Origin of the sequence: Amycolatopsis sp. 2-15 (genome assembly GCF_030285625.1) — a bacterium.
Lineage (GTDB): Bacteria > Actinomycetota > Actinomycetes > Mycobacteriales > Pseudonocardiaceae > Amycolatopsis > Amycolatopsis carbonis.
Window position 1 is genome coordinate 2,226,229 of sequence record NZ_CP127294.1, and the last position, 18,387, is coordinate 2,244,615.

At 68.9% G+C, this 18,387-nt stretch carries 16 protein-coding genes and 1 tRNA gene; 10 read left to right on the forward strand and 7 right to left on the reverse strand.

Going from position 1 to position 18,387, the window contains the following annotated elements; genetic code table 11:
* Positions 1 to 63 precede the first annotated feature (63 nt).
* The 7 genes from QRX50_RS10875 to QRX50_RS10905 all read left to right on the forward strand — a co-directional run bounded on the left by QRX50_RS10875 (position 64) and on the right by QRX50_RS10905 (position 6,054).
* Complete coding sequence (locus tag QRX50_RS10875) at positions 64 to 606, forward strand: NADPH-dependent FMN reductase (protein ID WP_434533332.1); 543 nt, start codon at positions 64 to 66, stop codon at positions 604 to 606.
* 130 nt (positions 607 to 736) lie between these two features.
* Complete coding sequence (locus QRX50_RS10880; protein WP_285971828.1) at positions 737 to 1,159, forward strand: organic hydroperoxide resistance protein; 423 nt, start codon at positions 737 to 739, stop codon at positions 1,157 to 1,159.
* A gap of 49 nt (positions 1,160 to 1,208) precedes the next feature.
* Complete coding sequence (locus QRX50_RS10885) at positions 1,209 to 1,685, forward strand: Dps family protein (RefSeq protein ID WP_285971829.1); 477 nt, start codon at positions 1,209 to 1,211, stop codon at positions 1,683 to 1,685.
* A 247-nt stretch (positions 1,686 to 1,932) separates the two neighbouring features.
* Positions 1,933 to 2,067 carry a hypothetical protein gene (locus tag QRX50_RS10890; RefSeq protein ID WP_285971830.1) on the forward strand — a complete coding sequence of 45 codons (135 nt, stop codon included), beginning with the start codon at positions 1,933 to 1,935 and terminating at the stop codon, positions 2,065 to 2,067.
* 318 nt (positions 2,068 to 2,385) lie between these two features.
* Entirely contained in the window at positions 2,386 to 3,867 is a 1,482-nt protein-coding gene (locus QRX50_RS10895; RefSeq protein WP_285971831.1) for a linalool dehydratase/isomerase domain-containing protein, read from the forward strand.
* 63 nt (positions 3,868 to 3,930) lie between these two features.
* Positions 3,931 to 5,322 (forward strand): glutamate decarboxylase, encoded by a 1,392-nt coding sequence (gad, locus tag QRX50_RS10900; RefSeq protein WP_285971832.1) that lies wholly within the window; start codon positions 3,931 to 3,933, stop codon positions 5,320 to 5,322.
* Positions 5,323 to 5,376: 54 nt separating this feature from the next.
* Complete coding sequence (locus QRX50_RS10905) at positions 5,377 to 6,054, forward strand: hypothetical protein (protein WP_285974421.1); 678 nt, start codon at positions 5,377 to 5,379, stop codon at positions 6,052 to 6,054.
* A 36-nt stretch (positions 6,055 to 6,090) separates the two neighbouring features.
* On the opposite strand, the gene QRX50_RS10910 is transcribed toward QRX50_RS10905, so the two are convergent.
* Positions 6,091 to 7,158, reverse strand: coding sequence for an NADH:flavin oxidoreductase/NADH oxidase (locus tag QRX50_RS10910; protein WP_285971833.1), 1,068 nt, complete (start codon positions 7,156 to 7,158; stop codon positions 6,091 to 6,093).
* 73 nt (positions 7,159 to 7,231) lie between these two features.
* Between QRX50_RS10910 and QRX50_RS10915 the strand changes: the two genes are divergently transcribed.
* Complete coding sequence (locus QRX50_RS10915) at positions 7,232 to 7,858, forward strand: TIGR03085 family metal-binding protein (protein WP_285971834.1); 627 nt, start codon at positions 7,232 to 7,234, stop codon at positions 7,856 to 7,858.
* A 202-nt stretch (positions 7,859 to 8,060) separates the two neighbouring features.
* Here the strand turns inward: QRX50_RS10915 and QRX50_RS10920 are convergent, their stop codons facing one another.
* Positions 8,061 to 9,902 carry a S9 family peptidase gene (locus QRX50_RS10920; protein ID WP_285971835.1) on the reverse strand — a complete coding sequence of 614 codons (1,842 nt, stop codon included), beginning with the start codon at positions 9,900 to 9,902 and terminating at the stop codon, positions 8,061 to 8,063.
* A gap of 40 nt (positions 9,903 to 9,942) precedes the next feature.
* On the opposite strand from QRX50_RS10920, the gene QRX50_RS10925 reads away from it, so the two are divergent.
* On the forward strand, positions 9,943 to 10,629 hold the full coding sequence (locus tag QRX50_RS10925; RefSeq protein ID WP_285971836.1) for a class I SAM-dependent methyltransferase: 687 nt from the start codon (positions 9,943 to 9,945) through the stop codon (positions 10,627 to 10,629).
* 145 nt (positions 10,630 to 10,774) lie between these two features.
* Here QRX50_RS10925 and QRX50_RS10930 read toward each other — a convergent pair.
* Positions 10,775 to 10,848, reverse strand: a tRNA-Pro gene (locus tag QRX50_RS10930).
* Between the two features lie 29 nt (positions 10,849 to 10,877).
* The gene (locus QRX50_RS10935) at positions 10,878 to 11,846 is read right to left on the reverse strand and encodes a metallophosphoesterase (protein ID WP_285971837.1); all 969 of its coding nucleotides are present in this window, start codon (positions 11,844 to 11,846) and stop codon (positions 10,878 to 10,880) included.
* 182 nt (positions 11,847 to 12,028) lie between these two features.
* On the opposite strand from QRX50_RS10935, the gene QRX50_RS10940 reads away from it, so the two are divergent.
* Positions 12,029 to 14,173 (forward strand): serine/threonine-protein kinase, encoded by a 2,145-nt coding sequence (locus QRX50_RS10940; RefSeq protein WP_285971838.1) that lies wholly within the window; start codon positions 12,029 to 12,031, stop codon positions 14,171 to 14,173.
* A 60-nt stretch (positions 14,174 to 14,233) separates the two neighbouring features.
* On the opposite strand, the gene QRX50_RS10945 is transcribed toward QRX50_RS10940, so the two are convergent.
* The 3 genes from QRX50_RS10945 to QRX50_RS10955 form a co-directional block, all read right to left on the reverse strand.
* On the reverse strand, positions 14,234 to 14,710 hold the full coding sequence (locus tag QRX50_RS10945) for a hypothetical protein (RefSeq protein ID WP_285971839.1): 477 nt from the start codon (positions 14,708 to 14,710) through the stop codon (positions 14,234 to 14,236).
* 213 nt (positions 14,711 to 14,923) lie between these two features.
* Positions 14,924 to 16,012, reverse strand: a complete 1,089-nt coding sequence (locus QRX50_RS10950) for an IS630 family transposase (RefSeq protein ID WP_285967553.1) — start codon at positions 16,010 to 16,012, stop codon at positions 14,924 to 14,926.
* A gap of 98 nt (positions 16,013 to 16,110) precedes the next feature.
* Positions 16,111 to 18,384, reverse strand: coding sequence for an SGNH/GDSL hydrolase family protein (locus tag QRX50_RS10955; protein ID WP_285971840.1), 2,274 nt, complete (start codon positions 18,382 to 18,384; stop codon positions 16,111 to 16,113).
* Positions 18,385 to 18,387 lie beyond the last annotated feature (3 nt).

Consider the following 18,387-nt stretch of genomic DNA (forward strand, 5'->3'; position numbering starts at 1 on the left):
CAAATCCTGGTCCTCCACTTAAGTCGAGGGGTTAGCCTCGGGGACGTGACTTCAGCCAAGACGGTGCTCGGGATCGGCGGTTCGCTGCGCGACGGCTCGCAGTCCGAGCGCGCCCTGCGGATCGCCCTCGACTCGGCGGCCGAGCAGGGGGTGAACACCGAGCTGATCCCCGGGCCGGAGCTCGTGTTGCCGTTCTACGACACGGCCGCGGGCGAGCGCGACGAGCGCGCGACGCGGCTGATCGAGAGCATCCGCCGCGCCGACGGCCTGATCGTGGTCTCGCCCGGCTACCACGGCGCGCTGTCCGGGCTGGTCAAGAACGCCCTGGACTACGTCGAGGACCTGCGCGAGGACACCCGTCCCTACCTTGACGGCCGCCCGGTCGGCCTCGCCGCCGTCGCCTTCGGGTGGCAGGCCGCCGTCACCACGCTCGACCAGCTGCGCACGATCACGCACGCGCTGCGCGGCTGGCCCACCCCGCTGGGTGGCTCGATCAACTCCGCCGAGACCAAGTTCGACGAGTCCGGCGGCGCGTCCGACGACAAGAGCGTGCGCACGCTGCGCCTCATCGGCCGCCAGGTGGCCGAGTTCACCCTGTCGCGCTGAGGTTTCATCCGCCGGACGCCGGGTATTCCCGCCGTGATGCCTGCCATGCGGTGGCAAGGTTCCGCTGATGCGGAACGTTGTTATCGATGAGACGCTGAGCCAGGCGTCCCGATGAGGAGGTAGGCGAAGAATGGCTGACGCGATCTACACCGCGGCCGCGACCGCGCGAGGCGAGGGCCGCAACGGCGAGGTGACCTCGTCCGACGGGGTCATCGACGAGTCGCTGGCGATCCCGAAGGAAATGGGCGGCCCGGGCGGTGACAAGACCAACCCCGAGCAGCTGTTCGCCGCCGGCTACTCCGCGTGCTTCCACAGCGCTCTGCAGGCCGTGGCGCGTGCGGGGAAGGTGCAGCTGCCGGAGTCGACGGTGACCGCCGAGGTCAGCCTGTACAAGCAGGATGTGGGCTTCAAGCTGGGTGTGGTGCTGAACGTCGCGCTGCCCGGCATGGACAAGGCCCAGGCCGACGAGCTCGTGGCACAGGCGCACCAGGTGTGCCCGTACTCGAACGCCACCCGGGGCAACATCGAGGTCGCGCTCACCACCACGGTCTGACCCCGTTCCCGGCCTGCTTCCACCACCACGACACAGAAAGGACACCCCGATGGTCAACTCTCCCATCAAGAGCCCCCTGAGCGACGCCGACAAGGAGATCACGGGCAACGCCCTGCAGGCGACGCTCGTCGACCTCGTGGACCTTTCGCTGATCGCGAAACAGGCCCACTGGAACGTCGTGGGCAAGAACTTCCGCAGCGCCCACCTGCAGCTCGACGAGCTCGTGGCCACGGCCCGCCAGTACGTCGACGAGGTCGCCGAGCGCGCGAACGCCATCGGCATCTCGCCCAACGGCAAGGCGAAGACCGTCGTCGAGAGCTCGGGCATCCCGGAGTACCCCGACAACTGGCAGTCGGTGGAATCCACGGTCGCCGCCATCGTCGACATCCTGGCGGCGCTCATCGAGCGCCTCCGCAAGCGCATCGACGAGACCGACAAGAGCGACCTGGTCACGCAGGACCTGCTGATCGAAATCACGCGCGCCTTGGAAGAGGCGCACTGGATGTGGCAGGCGCAGCAGGCCTGACGGATCTTGCGCACCGGCCGCTCGCCCTTCGGGGTGGGCGGCCTTTTGTCGTTTCGAAGGCGCGTTGTGTGTTCGCGGCGTACGCGCAAGGTTGCCACGGTGCACGAACGGCCCGTTCACCTGGCTGTCGCGTCAGCTGCGGCTGGGTGCGTGGCGCATCGGTTTGCGGGCCGCCCAGGGCGGCTGGGCGTCAGTTGACACCACCGGGTGGGCACCAGCCAACCAGCCTGTCCATGAGGTCGAGCAAATGGTCTTCAGCCGGGTCGTCTTCGTCGCCCGCGCTTTGTCGGATCTCGTCCTGGGCTGCGTAGCAGGCGCGCAGGATGTCTTCGCGGTCGGTGCCGGCGGCGATCGCCGCGGTGACGATATCGGTGAGCTGTGAGTCGTCCGGGCGGCGAGCCGCGCCAGGAGGGCCGCGGTCATCTCGGGGGTCGGGTATGGAGCGCTTTCGCTCGGCGCCTTGTCGGGTGGTTCGAAGTCGTGCACCGGAGGATTCTCGCGGGTTCCCACGTGGACACGTCTTGTTTCCCGCTGGTACCTGGCGCGCGCTGTGCCGTTCGAGGCTCACGCATCGTTTCGCGGCGTACGCGCAAGGTTGCCGCGGTGCACGAACGGCCCGTTCGTGCCATTTCGGCGCTAGGGGACCGTTCGCGCCACCTGACACGGGCTTTTCCGCCCGCTTCCGTGTTCACTTGAGGACATGCCCGCTCTCCACCCGCCCCTGGATCGGCAGCAGCTCGGTCACCTCAGGCACTTCGACAACCTCTCCCGCCAGTTCCGCAACGACTGGTCCTTCATGCAGGGCAAGGGAACCAGCCAAGACGACTTCGGCGGCTACCGCTTCCAGCTCGCGTACATGGCCTACGCGCTGGCCCTGACGCACCGGCACCGGCTGCCCGCCGCGCCGGGGTTGTTCCGGCCGACGATGCGGCGGCTCGTGGAGAAGATCCTGCTGCCCGAGGTGTGGCTGTACTGGCGCGACGTGAGCCGTGGCGGGGCGGTGGTCAACGCGCACCTCGGGGACCTCAAGGAGGAGTGGGATCCCGTGGTGCGCGACAACATCATGTACAGCGCGTACGTGCAGTCGATGGCCCTGCTGCACGATTACCTCTTCGCCGCCGACGAGTTCGCGGCGCCGGGGTCGCTGACGTTCCAGCACTGGTCGTACTTCTGGGGCGGCGAGGAGAAGCGGTTCCCGTACGACCGTGAGTCGCTCAACGACCACATCTACTGGCAGATGGTCGAAAACGGCTACCTGGGCGTGGCGTGTGAGCCCAACTGCGTGTTCCAGATCTGCAACCAGCCGGCCATCCTCGGCTTCCGCCTCCACGACCTGATCAGCGGCGGCAGCCGCGCCGAGGAGGTCGTGGCCGGCTACGAACGCGCGTGGGCCGACTTCGGCCGGCTCGACGAATCGGGCCACTACAACATGATGATCACCGCCGACTCCAAACGCGTGCGGCCGAACGAAGCGCCGTCGCCGTGGGTGGACGCGTGGTGCGGCGCGCTGATGAACATGTGGAACCGAGACTTCGTTCACGACGGTTACCCGGAGCAGGTCAAGCGGTTCCTCGTGGACGGGCCGGACGGCACGCTGTCCGTCCGCTCGGCGCCGGCGCGGGAAGTGATGGGCCAGCCCGTCATCACCGACACGTGCGACTTCGGCTGGGTGGCGGCGTGGGCGTCGGAGATGGGCGACGCCACCACACTCGACAGCCTGCTCGCCCACGCCGATCGCTTCATGAACCCCACCTGGCGTGATGGCGGCCTGTACTACCCGCGCAACGACAACCCGGCCGACGCGGACGGCAACCGCACCGACATCGAGCCGATGAGCGGCAACGTCCTGCTCGGCTACGCGCGCCTCAACACCCCGGACGGCCTCTGGGGCCTCTACACCAACCCGTGGCCGGCGAGCCATTTCGAGGAGCCGGCGCTGACCGTCGTCGATCGCGACGTCGAGGTCAGCCAGGCGGAGGTCGTCGACGGTGTGCTGCGCGCCCGGCTGCAGCGCACTTCGGACGTGCCGGGTGACGGCACCGTGACGATCGGCCGTATCCCTGGTGCGTGGAGGGCCCGGCTCGACGGGGTTGAACTTTCAACGCTGGACCGGACCGAGGCCGGCCTGGTGTTCCGGTGTGGGCCCGAAGCGCACGTGCTGGAGGTGGAGCCGCTGGATTGACGGGCCGCCCGGGCGGGTGTCACGAGCTGTCGTGGGCGGGGGCGCGGCAGTACGGTCGCAAGCATGGTGCTGCACAGCGGGGAACAGAACGGATCCAACCGTCAATCGGGCACGAACCCCATGTACGCGGGGGCGAATCCCGCTCTGGCGGCCGACTTCGTGATGCCGCACAACAAGCTTCGCGACACGTCGCTGCCGCCGGACACCGCGCTGCAGCTCGTGCGCGACGAGCTGATGCTCGACGGCAACGCGCGGCTCAACCTGGCCACGTTCGTCACCACGTGGATGGAGCCGCAGGCGCGTGACCTGATGGCCGAGTGCGTCGACAAGAACATGATCGACAAGGACGAATACCCTCAGACGGCCGAGCTCGAGCGCCGCTGCGTGAACATCCTCGCCGACCTGTGGCACGCGCCCGACCCCACGGACATCATGGGCTGCTCGACCACGGGCTCGTCCGAGGCGTGCATGCTCGCCGGCATGGCGCTGAAGCGGCGCTGGACGAAGCTCGGGCGCACAGGGAAGCCCAACCTGGTGATGGGCGTGAACGTGCAGGTGTGCTGGGACAAGTTCTGCGAGTACTGGGAGGTCGAGCCGCGCCTGGTGCCCATGGACGGGGACCGGCTGCACCTCTCCGCCGAGGAGGCGGTGAAGCACTGCGACGAGAACACCATCGGCGTCGTCGCGATCCTCGGGTCCACTTTCGACGGCAGCTACGAGCCCGTCGCGGAGATCGCCGCCGCGCTCGACGATCTGCAGACGCGCGCCGGCTGGGACGTCCCCGTCCACGTCGACGGTGCGTCGGGCGCGATGATCGCGCCGTTCGTCGACGAGGACCTGGAGTGGGACTTCCGCCTGCCGCGCGTCGCGTCGATCAACACCTCGGGCCACAAGTACGGCCTCGTGTACCCCGGCGTTGGCTGGGTCGTCTGGCGCAACCGTGAGGCGCTGCCCGAAGAGCTGGTCTTCAACGTCAATTACCTGGGCGGCGACATGCCCACCTTCGCGCTGAACTTCTCCCGCCCTGGCGCCGAAGTGGCGGCGCAGTACTACAGCTTCGTCCGCCTCGGCCGCGAAGGCTTCCGCGCTGTGCAACAGGCCTCGCGCGACGTCGCCCTCCACCTGTCCGCCGCGATCGCCGACCTGGGTCCGTTCCAGCTCCTGACCCGCGGCGACCAGCTCCCGGTCTTCGCCTTCACCACCAAGCCCGAGGTCACCGGCTACGACGTCTTCGACGTCTCCCGCCGGCTCCGCGAACGCGGCTGGCTCGTCCCGGCCTATACCTTCCCGGACAACCGCACCGACCTGGCGGTGCTGCGCATCGTCGTCCGCAACGGCTTCACCCACGACCTGGCCGACCTCCTGCTGGACGACCTCCGCCGCGCTTTGCCGGAGCTGGAACGCCAAACCAAGCCGCAGCACGACCCGGCGACGTCGACGGCGTTCCACCACTGAGGAAATCAGAGGCAGGCCGCGTCGGCGAGGCGCGAGACTACGCGGGTGATCACCATGCAGCCCGTTGTCGAGGCGTACGCGCCTGACGGTTTCGCCCTCTGGCCTGTGTCCGAGACAGCACCGGACCGTCACCTCGCGCTCAGCGGCGAGCTCACGCCGCTCGAGGTCGGGACAGTGTTGAGGTACGTGGTCGGCTGTAACGACATCGATCCCGGGAACGACGGCCGGCCACCGCGGCCAGCCGACGCGCTGGGGTCGTTCCTGCACGGCTTGCTCACGTTCGACAGCCTCTTCGCGGCCGGAGGTCTCAAGGTGACCGACACCGCCACCGGCGTGGTGTTCCGGCCGGGCTGCTGCAATGGTCTGGAGGAATGGCGCGACTGGAACCAGGTTTTCGCGGTCGGCGGCTCAGCGTGCTTCGGGCACGATCCCAGTCCGTGCGCTGAACGCGACGGTGAAATCGTTCGGCTCACCGTCGACGCGCAGCGGATCGACAGCCCGGTGATCGACGTGCCGACCGTCGAGCTCCGGCACCTTCTGGCCGGCGTCGAGCGCGACCTCGCCGGCTTTCTCGCGCTGGCTACCGACTGGGCCTACCGGAATCTGCCCCGCCACGCCTTCCCGGTAATCTCTGCCCTCATTCGCGTTCTCGACCTCCCGGGGCCCGGCGACATCCACTCCGGGCAACCGGCCAGGCTTCAGCTCGAGCGCGGAACCGCCTCGGCTCCGTGAGGGGGGGCGCCGCACTCGCGGCGCGCCCCATGTGGATCAGCGGCGCGGCTTCGCCCGCAGATACTGGTCCGCCCACCGCACCTCGGCGCCCAGCGCGTGCGCCGCGCGTTGTGGCCAGTGTGGGTCGCGCAGGAGGGCGCGCGCGAGGAACACCGCGTCGGCCGAGCCGGTGGCGACGATTTGTTCCGCTTGTTCCGGTTCGGTGATCATGCCGACGGCGCCGGTGGGTACAGCCGTCTCGCGGCGGATGCGTTCGGCGAACGGCACCTGGTAGCCCGGGCCGACGGGGATGCGGGGGTGGAGCACGTTGCCGCCGGAGGACACGTCGACGAGGTCGGTGCCGCGGTCGGCGAGCAGTTTCACGAGGTGCACGGAGTCGTCCGGGGACCAGCCTCCGTCAGCCCAGTCGCTGGCGGAGATGCGGGTGAGCAGGGGCACGCCGGGGCCGATCTCCGCGCGCACGGCTTCGGTGAGCTCCAGCGCGAGCCGGGTGCGGCCCTCGAAGTCGCCGCCGTAGCGGTCGGTGCGGGAGTTGGACAGTGGCGACAGGAACTGGTGGCCGAGGTAGCCGTGCGCGAGGTGCAGCTCCACCAGGTCGAACCCGGCGTCGAGCGCGCGGCGGGCGCCGGCGGCGAAGTCGGCCGGGATGCGGGCGACCTCGTCGGTGGTCAGCGGACGTGCGGGGGCGTAGTCGCCGAAGGGCTGGTCGTCGGCGCCGACGCTCTGCCAGCCGCCCTCGGACGCGGGCACGCTGCCGCTGCCTTCCCACGGCCGGCGCGTGGACGCCTTGCGCCCCGCGTGCGCGAGCTGCATACCGATCACCGCGCCCTGCGCGTGCACGAAGTCGGTGACGCGGCGCCAGGCGGCGACCTGCTCGTCGTTCCAGATGCCCGTGTCCTGCGGGCTGATCCGGCCTTCCGGGGTGACGGCGCTGGCTTCCGTGAGGACGAGCCCGGCGCCGCCGACGGCGAACTGGCCCAGGTGGACGAGGTGCCAGTCGTTCGGCACGCCGTCGGTGGCGGAGTACTGGCACATGGGCGAGACCCACGCGCGGTTCGGCAGCGTCAGGCCCCGCAGGGAGAGGGGTTCGAAGAGTCGGCTCACGATTCGATGAAACACCCAGTGGTGGTGGTCTCGTCCCGGCGCGGTGGGTGTACTCGCGAGTAATGTCGATGGCATGGGTCTTGCCGCAGACGAACGCCAGGCGTTGAGCGCACTCTTCGAAGAGGTCGGCCCCGACGCCCCCACCTTGTGCGAAGGCTGGGCGACGCGTGATCTCGCGGCCCACCTCATCGTGCGCGAACACCGGCTCGACGCGTCGCCAGGCATCATGGTGCCCGCGCTCGCCGGCTACACGAAGCGCGTGCAGGACGGCTACGCGGCCAAGCCGTGGCCCGCCCTCGTCGACCAGGTCCGCCGCGGCCCGGCGTGGTACTGGCCCATGGCCCTCGGCCCCCTCAACGAGCTCACCAACGGCGCCGAGTTCCTCGTCCACCACGAAGACGTCCGCCGCGCCCAGCCCGGCTGGCAACCCCGCCCCGCCGACCCGTCGCGCGACGAGGCCGCCTGGCGCCTCGCCCGCCAGTCCGCGAAACTCAACCTGCGCAAAGCACCCGTTGGCGTCGTCCTGCGCCACACCGACGGCCGCTCCGCCCAGGTCAAGTCCGGCGATCCCGTCGTGACCGTCACGGGCGACCCCGTGGACCTCTTGCTCTTCGTCTTCGGCCGCGACGCCGTCCACCTCACCTTCGACGGCGACCCCGCGGCGGTGGACCGGCTGCAGGGGTTGAGCCGCGGCATGTGAGCCACGACGGCCGCTCAGCCTGAGGCCCCAAGGTGACCGCAAAGCCGGACGGCCGGGTAAGCACAAACATCTACTCAGGCCGAAGCCGCCTCGGCCACTCAAGCTCCAACGGCTCCGGCCGAAGACCCCACACCTCAACCAAACAACTCCACTGCATTTCCCCCGGCCGGGGGCCACAAGCGAAACCCCGGCCAGGGAGAAATCACCGCAAAGCGCGCAACGCGAAATCCACCTCGATCGACGTCTGCTTGATCGTCTCGGCGATCACCAGCGAGCCGTGGCCGGCGTCGTAGCGGTAGAACTCGTGGGGCGCGTCGCGGGCGCCCAGGCGGTCGAGGTAGTTCTCGATCTGCCGGATGGGGCAGCGCGGGTCGTTGTCGCCCGCGAGGATCAGCACGGGGGCGGCGACGGCGTCGACGTAGGTAATCGGCGAACATTCCTTGTACACCGCGGGCACATCCGAGGGTGCGCCGCCGAACAAAGCGCGATCGAAAGAGCGCAGCTGCTCCATCTCGTCCTCGTACGCGGCGACGTAGTCGGCCACCGGCACACCCGCGATGCCCGCCGCCCAGCGCGTGGGCTGGGTGCCGAGCGCGAGCAGTGACAGGTAGCCGCCCCAGGAGGCGCCGTTGACGACGCACTTGTCCTTGTCGGACAGTCCACTTTCGACAGCCCAGTCGTGCACCGCCGCGACGTCTTCGAGTTCCGTCAGGCCCGGCCGGCCCTCGATGGCGTCGCGCCACGCGGAGCCGTAGCCCGTGGAGCCGCGGTAGTTGACCTCGACCACGGCGAAACCGGCGTCGAGCCACGTGGCGCGGTAGGCGGAGAAGCGGTCTTCGTCGGCGGCGTGCGGGCCGCCGTGCAGGGAGAACACCGTGGGCAACGGGCCAGGCCCGGCATCCGCGGGACGCGACACCAGCGCATGGACCTGCCCGCCGACGCCCTCCACGAACGCGTCGGTGACCGGCGACGAACCCGGCGCCTGCTCACCCGGCGGCGCCAGCAGCACGGCGTCGGTGCCGTCGGCCGCGCGGCCGCGCACCGCCGTCGGCTCCGCGGCACTGGACCACGAATACTCGATGGTCCCGTCGGGCCGCACGCCTGCGCCGCCGATCCGGCCGGCCGGAGTGTCCACAGAGGACAACGAAGCCGTGTCCAGGTCGTAGCGGTGCAGCGAGCTGCGGCCCTGGTGGAAGTGCACCACCAGCAGCGCACGGGCGTCGGGGTACCAGTCGGCCACGACCTCGCCGGGCAGGTCGATCTCGAGCTCCGTCTCGGTGTCCGCGCGGACGTCCCAGATCAGCAGCTCCTCCCGGCCGCGCCGCTCGTGCAGCACGAGCAGCCGCTGGTCACCGGGCAGCGGGGAGAACTCCAGCGCCGAAAGGCCCTTGCCCTCACCGTCGTACTTCTCGGCGACGGTCGCGAAGCCGTCGGTCGCCAGCACGCGCAGAGCCGGATGGCGTGAGTCGCCGTGTTCGGAATGTGAGATAGCCACCAAGCTCTCGTCACGCGAGAGCGACGCGATGCCGGCGTCGTCGGAGTGGCTGTAGAAGCGCTCGGTCTTGTCGCCGATCTTCGCGAACAGCTCGCTGCCGTCGTCGGTCGAAACGCCGACCGCGATCACGCGCGAGCCGAGCTCGAGGCCGGCCGGGTAGCCGTCGTGGACCTCGGGCAGCGGTTTGGTGGCGGCCGAGCTGTCGCCGTCGAACGGCTGGCTCACCCAGGAGCCGAACTCGTCGCCGTCGGTGTCGTCGAACCACCAGACGGCCGAGCCGTCGGGGGCGGGGGTGGCGTGCAGGGTGCCGTTGGGCCGGTCGGTGACGCGGCGGTGACTGTCGGTGGCGCGATCCCAGGTGTAGACCTCCCAGACGCCGCTGGCGTTGGAGACGTACACGTTGGCGTCGGGGGCGTCGCGGGCCCATTCGGGCACGGAGATGCGGGCCGCGTGGAAGCGGGCTCGCCAGCGGGACTCGGCGTCGGCGTCGGCGAACAGGCGGTCGGGGACCACCGCGGGCGGATATTTGTTGCCTGACTGCGTGCTCACCCCTCGATCCTGCCACCCCGGTGGCCGTACTGTGTGCCGGGTGCTGGAGGGATACGCGCGGGACGCGGCGTCGAAGCGGGCGGCACGCACGGCGGTGGAGCGGGCGGCGTTCGCCCAGACGCTCTTCACGCCGGGCATGCGGGTGGTCGACCTGGGCTGCGAGCGCGGCACGATCACTCTTGGCTTCGGGAGCGGCCAGTCCATAGTGGACTACATCGTGACCGACCCGCTCGACCTGCCGTTTCCCACGTCGTCCGCCGACGTCGCCTTCTCCCACGCCCTGTTGGAACGCCTGCCCGACCCGGCGGCGGTGCTCGCGGAGCTGCACCGGGTGCTGCGCCCCGGCGGCCGGCTCGCGCTGTCCACTTCGGACTGGAGCCGCGCGCGGCTGCGCCCCAAGACGGCCAACGTCGACGCGGCGCTGCGTGGCTATTACCTCTTGCTGCGGCGCTCGGGAGGCAACCCGTTCGCGGGCCGGACCATCGCCGATCAGGTGTCCGACAGCGGCTTCACCGAGGTCGTCACGCGGACCCGGCACCGCTCCGACCTGGTGTATCGCGATCTGGCGACGTTCGTCGAGCAGGCGCTGGCCAAGGCCCTCGCGGATCTGGATCACCCGGACCGCGACCAGCTCACGTCGGCCGCGCGTTCGGCCTACTCCTGGACGCGCACCGCCGGCCCCGGCGACTTCCTTCAGTGCTGGACGGAACTCACCGCCACGAGGTGACCCCAGTGCACCGACGTGACCCACCACCGGGGGGCCAGGGGCGAAGCCTCCCTGTCGGGGCCTTGGGGGTTCGACCCCCAGAGGACACACAAGAGAGGCCCTGGATCCGCGTTTTCCGCGGATACAGGGCCTCCGGACTATCTTGTCGGGGTGGCGGGATTCGAACCCACGACCTCCTCGACCCGAACGAGGCACGCTACCAAGCTGCGCCACACCCCGAGGTACTGCTTAACGGGTCGTGAGGAAGTTTAGCCGACGGTCTTGGCGGGTTTGCGTGGGGTTGCCTTACGGGTATCGGACGCTCCGCTTCCGCGCGGGACCAGCGTCAACAGGCTCGCCTCCGGCGGGCACGCGAACCGCGCGGGCGCGTACGGCGACGTCCCCAGTCCGGCCGAGACGTGCAGCCACATGTGCGCACCCCAGCGGGAGGCGCCCCGGGCGCGGGTGCGGTCGAGCTCGCAGTTGGTCACGAGGGCGCCGTAGCCGGGCACGCGCAGCTGGCCACCGTGAGTGTGGCCGGCGAGGACGAGGTCGTAACCGTCCGTGGCGAACGGGTCTAGCACGCGCGGCTCGGGCGAGTGCGTGACGCCGAGGCGCACGACGGCGCCCGCGTCGGCCGGGCCGGCGATCTCGGCGTAACGGTCGCGGTGCAAGTGCGGGTCGTCGAGGCCGGCGGCGAACACGGCCTGGCCCGCGACGTCAACCGTGTGGCGCGAGTGGGTGAGGTCGGTCCAGCCGTGCTCGAGGAAGGCCGCGCGCAGGTCGCGCCACGGGAGCTTGGTGCCGTGGATGCGCTTCTTCTTGCCCTTCGGCATGAGGTAGCGGGCGGGGTTCTTCGGCTTGGGGGCGTAGTAGTCGTTGCTGCCGAAGACGAACACGCCGGGCCGGTCGAGCAGCGGGCCGAGCGCGCGCAGCACCGACGGCACCGCCGTGCGGTGCGAGAGGTTGTCGCCGGTGTTCACGACGAGGTCGGGTTCGAGCCGGTCCAGCGCGGCCACCCAGCGTTGCTTCGCGCGGTGCCCGGGGAGCATGTGCAGGTCGGAGACGTGCAGGATCGTGAACGGCTTCGAGCCGGGCGCCAGCACGGGCAGCTCGGCCGTGCGGAGGGTGAACCGCCGCCGTTCGACGCCCACGGCGTAACCGAGTGTCGCGGTCCCGAGCGCGAGGGTCCCTACGGCGAGCTTCTTGGCAGTGCTGGTGTTACTGAGCGTGCTCACAAAGCGAGGATACGTGGTCGGCGTGTTCCTGGGCTTGCGGGCAGCGACGATCACTGACCGTGCTTTTGGTATCCGATTGCGTGCTCAACAGTTGGGTGATACCAGCCGGTTCGGGGGAACGGGCTGGTTAGCATCTGCGTCGGCCCGCGTACGGGTGACAAGCCGGGGGCTTGGGGAGAACGATGGAACAGTTCGGGCCGTACCGGATCGAGGCGTTGCTGGGCCGCGGCGGGATGGGCGAGGTGCACCGCGCCTACGACACCGCGCACGACCGCGTTGTCGCTCTGAAGCGGCTTTCCGACGCGTACGTGGCCGACGAGGCGTTTCGCGCCCGCTTCCGCCGCGAGTCGCAGGTGGTGGCGCGGCTGCGCGAGCCGCACGTCATCCCGATCCACGCGTACGGCGAGATCGACGGCCGGCTCTACCTCGACATGCGCCTGGTCGAAGGACAGGACCTCAAGGACCTGATCGCTCCCGGGCCGCTGACGGCCTCGCGTGCGGCCGGCCTGGTCACACAGGTCGCGAGCGCGTTGGACGCCGCCCACGCCGACGGCCTCGTCCACCGCGACGTGAAGCCGTCGAACATCCTCGTCACCGACGGTGATTTCGTGTATTTGGTCGACTTCGGCATCGCCCGCTCGATGTCGGGCGCCGTGACGTCGATCACGGTCACGGGAAACGTCATCGGCACGCTGGACTACATGGCGCCGGAACGGTTTGGCGACAAGGCGCTCGACGGGTCCGTCGACGTGTACGCGCTGGCTTGCGTGTTCTACGAGTGCCTGACGGGACATCGGCCGTTTCCCGTTGACGGCGCGGTGGCACAGATGGGCGCGCACCTGACCGCTCCGCCGCCGGTTTTGTCCAGAGCGCGACGGGACCTGCCACGCGCTCTCGATGACGTGGTGTCACGAGGGATGGCGAAGGACCCAGCCGACCGCTACCCGACGGCGGGCGCCTTCGCGGCGGCGGTGACCGCGGCGCTGGCGGGCGCGTCGGGGCCGACGGCGTTGAGCGCGGGGCCGAGTGCGCCGGTCTGGCAGCGGGGGGAGCTTGGCGGCTCGGCGGGGTCCGCTGGGGTACCGGGCTCTGGACAGGCGGGCGCGGGGCCGGGGCCCGGCTTCGCCGCTGGCCCGGCCGAGCTGGGCGCTGGGGCGGCTGGGGTGCCGTCGGCGGGCGCTGGGTCAGGCTCCGCGGCGATGGGCTCCGGATCAGCTGGGGCGCCGGGTGTGCCTGGACCGGGTTCCGGCTCGGCCGCTGGGCCGGGCGCTCCTGATTCGGGGGCAGCTGCTGCGGCTGGGTTGGGTGCTGGAGCGCCGAGCACTCCGCCGCCGGGTGCGGTCCTTCCCAGCACGCTGGCCGGGCCGCCGAGCACTCCGCCGCCTGGGTTTTCGACTGGGCCGGGCACTCCGCCCGGCACGTGGGCCGGGCCGCCGTCGGGGGTGTTCACCGGTGGGCCCGCCTACCCGAACGGTCCCGCGACGTCCGGGGGCGTTCCGGCGACGTCGTTGAACACGCCGATCCCGTTGGCTGCCGGGGCGCCGTCGTTTCCGGGCGGGCCGCCTCCGCAGACGCGGCCGTCGCCGGTGCCGCCGCGGAAGTCGCGCAAGGGGGCGGTGATCACGGCCGCGGTGGCGGTCGTGGTGGTGCTCGCGGTCGTCGCGACGGTGCTGATCATCCGCAGCCAGGGCCAAGCCGAGGCGGGCGGCGGCACGTCGACCCCGCCACCGACACCGACGTCGAGTGCGTCGGGTCCGCCCAGCACGGACAACGAGACCACCGCCCCGAGTAGCCCGTCCAGTCCTCCGTCGTCGTCGAGCGGCCCGCCGACGTCAGCGAACGCGCCCAGCGCGAATGTGCCGGTGCCGGCCACCTACCAGGGCGGCGGTTGCACGTCGGCTCAACCTGTGCAGGGCGCCACCGGCGCGGCGTACTGCACGAAGTCGCTCGCCGGCGATTTCCGGTCCGGAAACGTCATGCTGCACCAGCCGACTCAGGCGCACTTCAACCAGTTCCCCGACGAAGCCACGATGGCCGCCTTCTTCGAAGGCATGGTCCAGCTCCGCGACCTCACTCGCGACGACGACCACGGCGGCTGCGACCCCGTGAAACACCCCGGAATCTGGGGCTCCTACAACCGGTCCGGTGCCAACGTTCCCCACGCCGGCGATTTCATCACCTGCTACGACGACACGTTCGTCTACACGGACGCCCGCACCCACACCCTCGGCGTCCTCGTCTTCGACGGCGTGTCGACGCCCCAGGAGCGCGACCGGATGTACCTCTGGTGGAACGAGGTCATCCTGCAAGACCTGCCGAAGTTCTGACGCCGCGCCGGTTCACCCGGTGACCCTTCGTCTGAGTAACCGTGGAGAACAGGGTGGCAGTCAGCCGGTGAGCTTGACTTCCCGATCCACCGGCACGCTGTCACTCGGGTCGGGCAAGCCAGGGGGGCAGGTCAGGTCGGCCATTTCCACTGAGCCGATTCGACCCACCTCGCCGGAGTAGGACACGCAGAGCCGCACCGCGTACTGCACGTACTGTCCGACGAAACCATCACCCACCAACGCGAGAAACGCAAAGCGGGCGGAGAACCGGCCGGTGACCGGGACGTCCTTCTCAAGCAGCACAGTGGCACCGCCAGTGTTCCATTTGAGCAGGACATTCGTGACGGCCCGCTCAATCGACTCCGGTGTGCGCGGAGTTGCGCCGCGCAACTCGCCGAGCGCGCCTGAAGCCTTCTCCCGCACGGCGCTCGTGGCAATCGGTTGTAGCTTGTCAGCCGGACTGCCACAGGCGGTACCGCATACCGCCAGCGCCATCAGGCCGCACGCGCCGGCCAGCATCCTTCGCAAGCGCATCACTCCGAAATTGTAGTGCCGCGATGTCTGGTCTGGTGACGATCGCGGCGCTCAAGGGGGCTGGCGCACCGCGGGCATTTCTCCGCCGTGGAAGGCGCAGAGGGCTGTTTCGCAGCCCGGGCAGCTGCACTCTCATCGCGACGTACAAGCCGGAAGGGGCCGCAGTTCGATGTCTGCGGCCCCTTCCGGCCGTGGAGCTTGGTTTCTAGTGCCGTATCAAGCAACGTTGGGTAGGTAATCGGGGCGGCGGATTTTGGAGTTGATGGCGAAGTGGCGTTTGGGGTGGCTGTGGCGGTTGCGCCAGCGGAGGTAGCCGGTGATGGCGGCTTCCTGGGCGGCGTGGCTGGGGTAGTCGCTGCCGTCGAGGGTGAAGTAGCGGACCGCGGTGAACTCGCACTCGATCCAGTTCAGCCAGGACGCGTTGGTGGGTGTGTAGATCAGTTCGATGTCGTTGGCCGCGCACCAGTCCCGGACCTCGGCCTTGCCGTGTGGTCCGTAGTTGTCGCTGACCAGGTAGAGCTTCCCGGTCGGGAAGCGGCGGCGCAGTTGCTTGCAGAAGTCGAGGAACTGCGGCCAGCGTTTGCGGTCGCGGAACCGGTAGAACATCTGCCCGGAGGCCAGATCGAGCGCAGCGAACATCTGCCGGACACCCTTGGTGCGGGTGTAGGTCGCGCGCTGCCGGGCCGGGCGGCTGCGGGGAAACCAGCCGCGGCCGGGGCGGGGTTGCAGGTTCAGCGGCCCGAACTCATCGACACAGATCACTCGCCCGTCGGCGGGTGGGTGATCGTAGAGGTCGAGGATGCGGTTCTTCTTGGCCACGAAATCGGGATCCTTGCTGGCTTTCCACGTCTTCGTCGCCTGCCATGACACGCCTGCCTTGCGCAGGATCTGCCGGACGGTCTCGGTGCTCGCCCTGATCCATGCGTGTTCGGCGAGGTAGGCGACCAGCTTGGTCAGGCTCCAGGTCGTGAACGGCAATCCCAGCTCGGCGGGCTTGCAGGCGGCGATGCGGCTGATTTGATCACGGGCGGCCGGCCCGAACTTAGCCGGTCGACCGCCCCTCCATTTTGGGGACAACGCCGCGAACCCGGACTCGTTGAACGCGTGGATCACCTCCCGCACATAGCCTTCGGTCGCGGCGAACATCGCCGCGATCTCCTTCGCGGACCGGCCTTGCGACGAGGCCAGCACAATCCCGGATCGTCGCAGCCGCACCCGATCCCGGGCGGACCTCGTGATCTTGACCAGCCGCTGGGCCTCCTCCGGCTCCAGCGACCGCGCGAACACCTCCGGCTGACGCGCCACCAGCCTCACCTCCACAGCCAGCCTCGCGATCACCGGCCCGGATGTCCACACGACACGATGACAACGTCAACGTTTCTTGATGAGGCACTAGCTGTGGATTACGCAGCCGCGAGCGTCGACGAAGCGACACTCGCGTAGACCTGAGCACCCTGGACCGTCGGATGCAGAGTCTGCTGCGATACAACCCCGATCGTCCCCAACTGGAAGATTGGGCTGTCCCCGCGAGTCAGCGACAACACGATCCGGTGGATTACCTCGGTGCCTTCTGGTGCTCCGGCGGCGTCGTCACCGCACGCACCTCGGCCCTTGAAAGCCGCTCGCGGATCAGCCCAGACCGCGTTTGTCCCGGCTGACTTCGCGCTCGCCACGGCCGAGCCGAGTACGTCGTCGAGACGGTTGTTCATCTCGGTGATCCACGGTGCCTCCTCGGTGCCGATGCCCGGAATGCATTCTCCAGACAGTTCGAACAAGATCGGGTAGCCCATTACCAGGATCCGGGCGTTGGGTGCCTTGAGCTTGACCGCGTCGAGTACGTTTCGCAGCTTTGCGCCGATCCCGTCGATCACCTTCGGTTCGGCCGACGAGAGTGGTTCGCCGTCGTTCTGGAAGACCTCGTCTTGGCACACCGAAATCGAAGTGATGCACTGCTGGAGCAGCGGCGTGAACCGGGCGTCGTTTCCACCGATGGAGAAGGTCACCAACGACGTGTTCTGGTCGAGGTAACCCTGGTCAAGCTGCCTGCCCTCTTGGTACTGGCCTGAATCACCCGGACCGTGAACCGGCAGGAGCATGTCTGTGGTCGCGCCGGAGCAGGCGGACATGTGGTAATCCAGCGAGACGTCAAACGAATCCATGCGTGACCCGACTGTGCGGCCAGGGTTGGCAGGAGTCACCATCTGCCGGGCCCACGCGTTTGGCGAGCGGTGGCACGCGTCGCGCAGCTTGGGGTCGTCGCCGTGGCCGTCACGGCCGTCGTGGTCGCTGGAACGGTAGTAGCTCCAGGCGCCGTTCACCGGGTCAGCGCTGGCTCCTTCACCCGAGGCGTAGGAATCGCCGAGCGCGACCAGTTGGTCGCCTGGCTTGCCCGGTAGCGGCTGGAAGGCGAGCGCGTCCCAGGGCACGTCCCGGATGTCGTCCTCCCAGGTGTTGTCGACTGGCGAGTGGATGAAGTTGTCCAGCGACACGCTCGGGGTGCCGTGGAAGTTGAACGCGCCGAGAGACTCCCAGTGTCCAGGCGCCGGGTTGCGCTCGTCGTCGAGATAGTTGCCTTCGACAATCGAGCGGGTGGGCGAAGTGGAGTCCGAGCCGTTTACCGTGTAGAACGCCTGCGGCGTACGTGCGCGGTGGTCTGGGATGTACACGAGCACACGGGCCCAACCGTTGATCTGGCGGTCGAGGGTCCACGTCCCGGTGATCCGGTGTATCGCATTATCGGGGTTGTTGATGTTCCAAGCGTGTGCGCTCCACATGTGCCCGCCGAACCCGCCGTCGATCTGATGGAAGTCGATCTTAGACGGGTAATGGCCGGAGTTGTCCGCTGCGAATTTGAAGGTGAGTGAACCTTGATTGGTCCAGTTCTTGGCGCAACTGCGGGCTGTTGTGACATCAGTCGGCACATCGTCGATGATCAGTGCGTTGGATGGCAACGTCGAGGCACCGGAGCAGTCCGGCCGATACAGCATCTGAGAGGCCGGGAGAGCCGGCTCGGGTGTACCGGGCGCGTAGTGCGCGTTCTCGCCACCGCATGCGGTCGGGCAGTTTGTCCAGCTCGTGGACGTGTGCCACCAGCAACGCAGGTCATCACGTAGGCAATGGCTGCCAGGGTCGCTGGGGTACTCCGTCGGCTTGTGGATCTGGTTCATGTCGCACTGCACTGATGCGGCGCAGAACGTGCCCAGCGGCGGTCGCTGGGGCGTGCCGCTGTTCGGCCAGAGCGCAGGCCGATAGGCGGCACCATACGTGCCTGCCTTCCAATCGAGCCGGAGCAGTGGGTGCTTCGCCCAACCGAGTACGCGCTCAGGATACGTCCAGTGGTTGGGGTATTTTGCGTCGTCGTAGCTGGCGTCGAGGAAGCCGTCACGGTCAGCGGGGTAATCCTCGTTGGTCATGTTGTTGCTCCAGCCAAGGCCGTAGGCGCCGTTTGAGCCTGCTTCACCCGGTGCGTGCCAGCCACTGTTGTAGGCCCAGAGTGCGTACCACCAGTTTTCGATCTTACTGGGGTCGCCGTCGTTGACGACGATCCCGAGCTGCTTCATCTGATTCCACTTGTCGATGAGGATGTTCAAGCCAGCGGCGATATTGGCCGCATAGTCGACAGTCAGCGCGACCTGTTCATTTGGCTGATACACGGAAGTGCCTTCGGCGATCGTCATGCC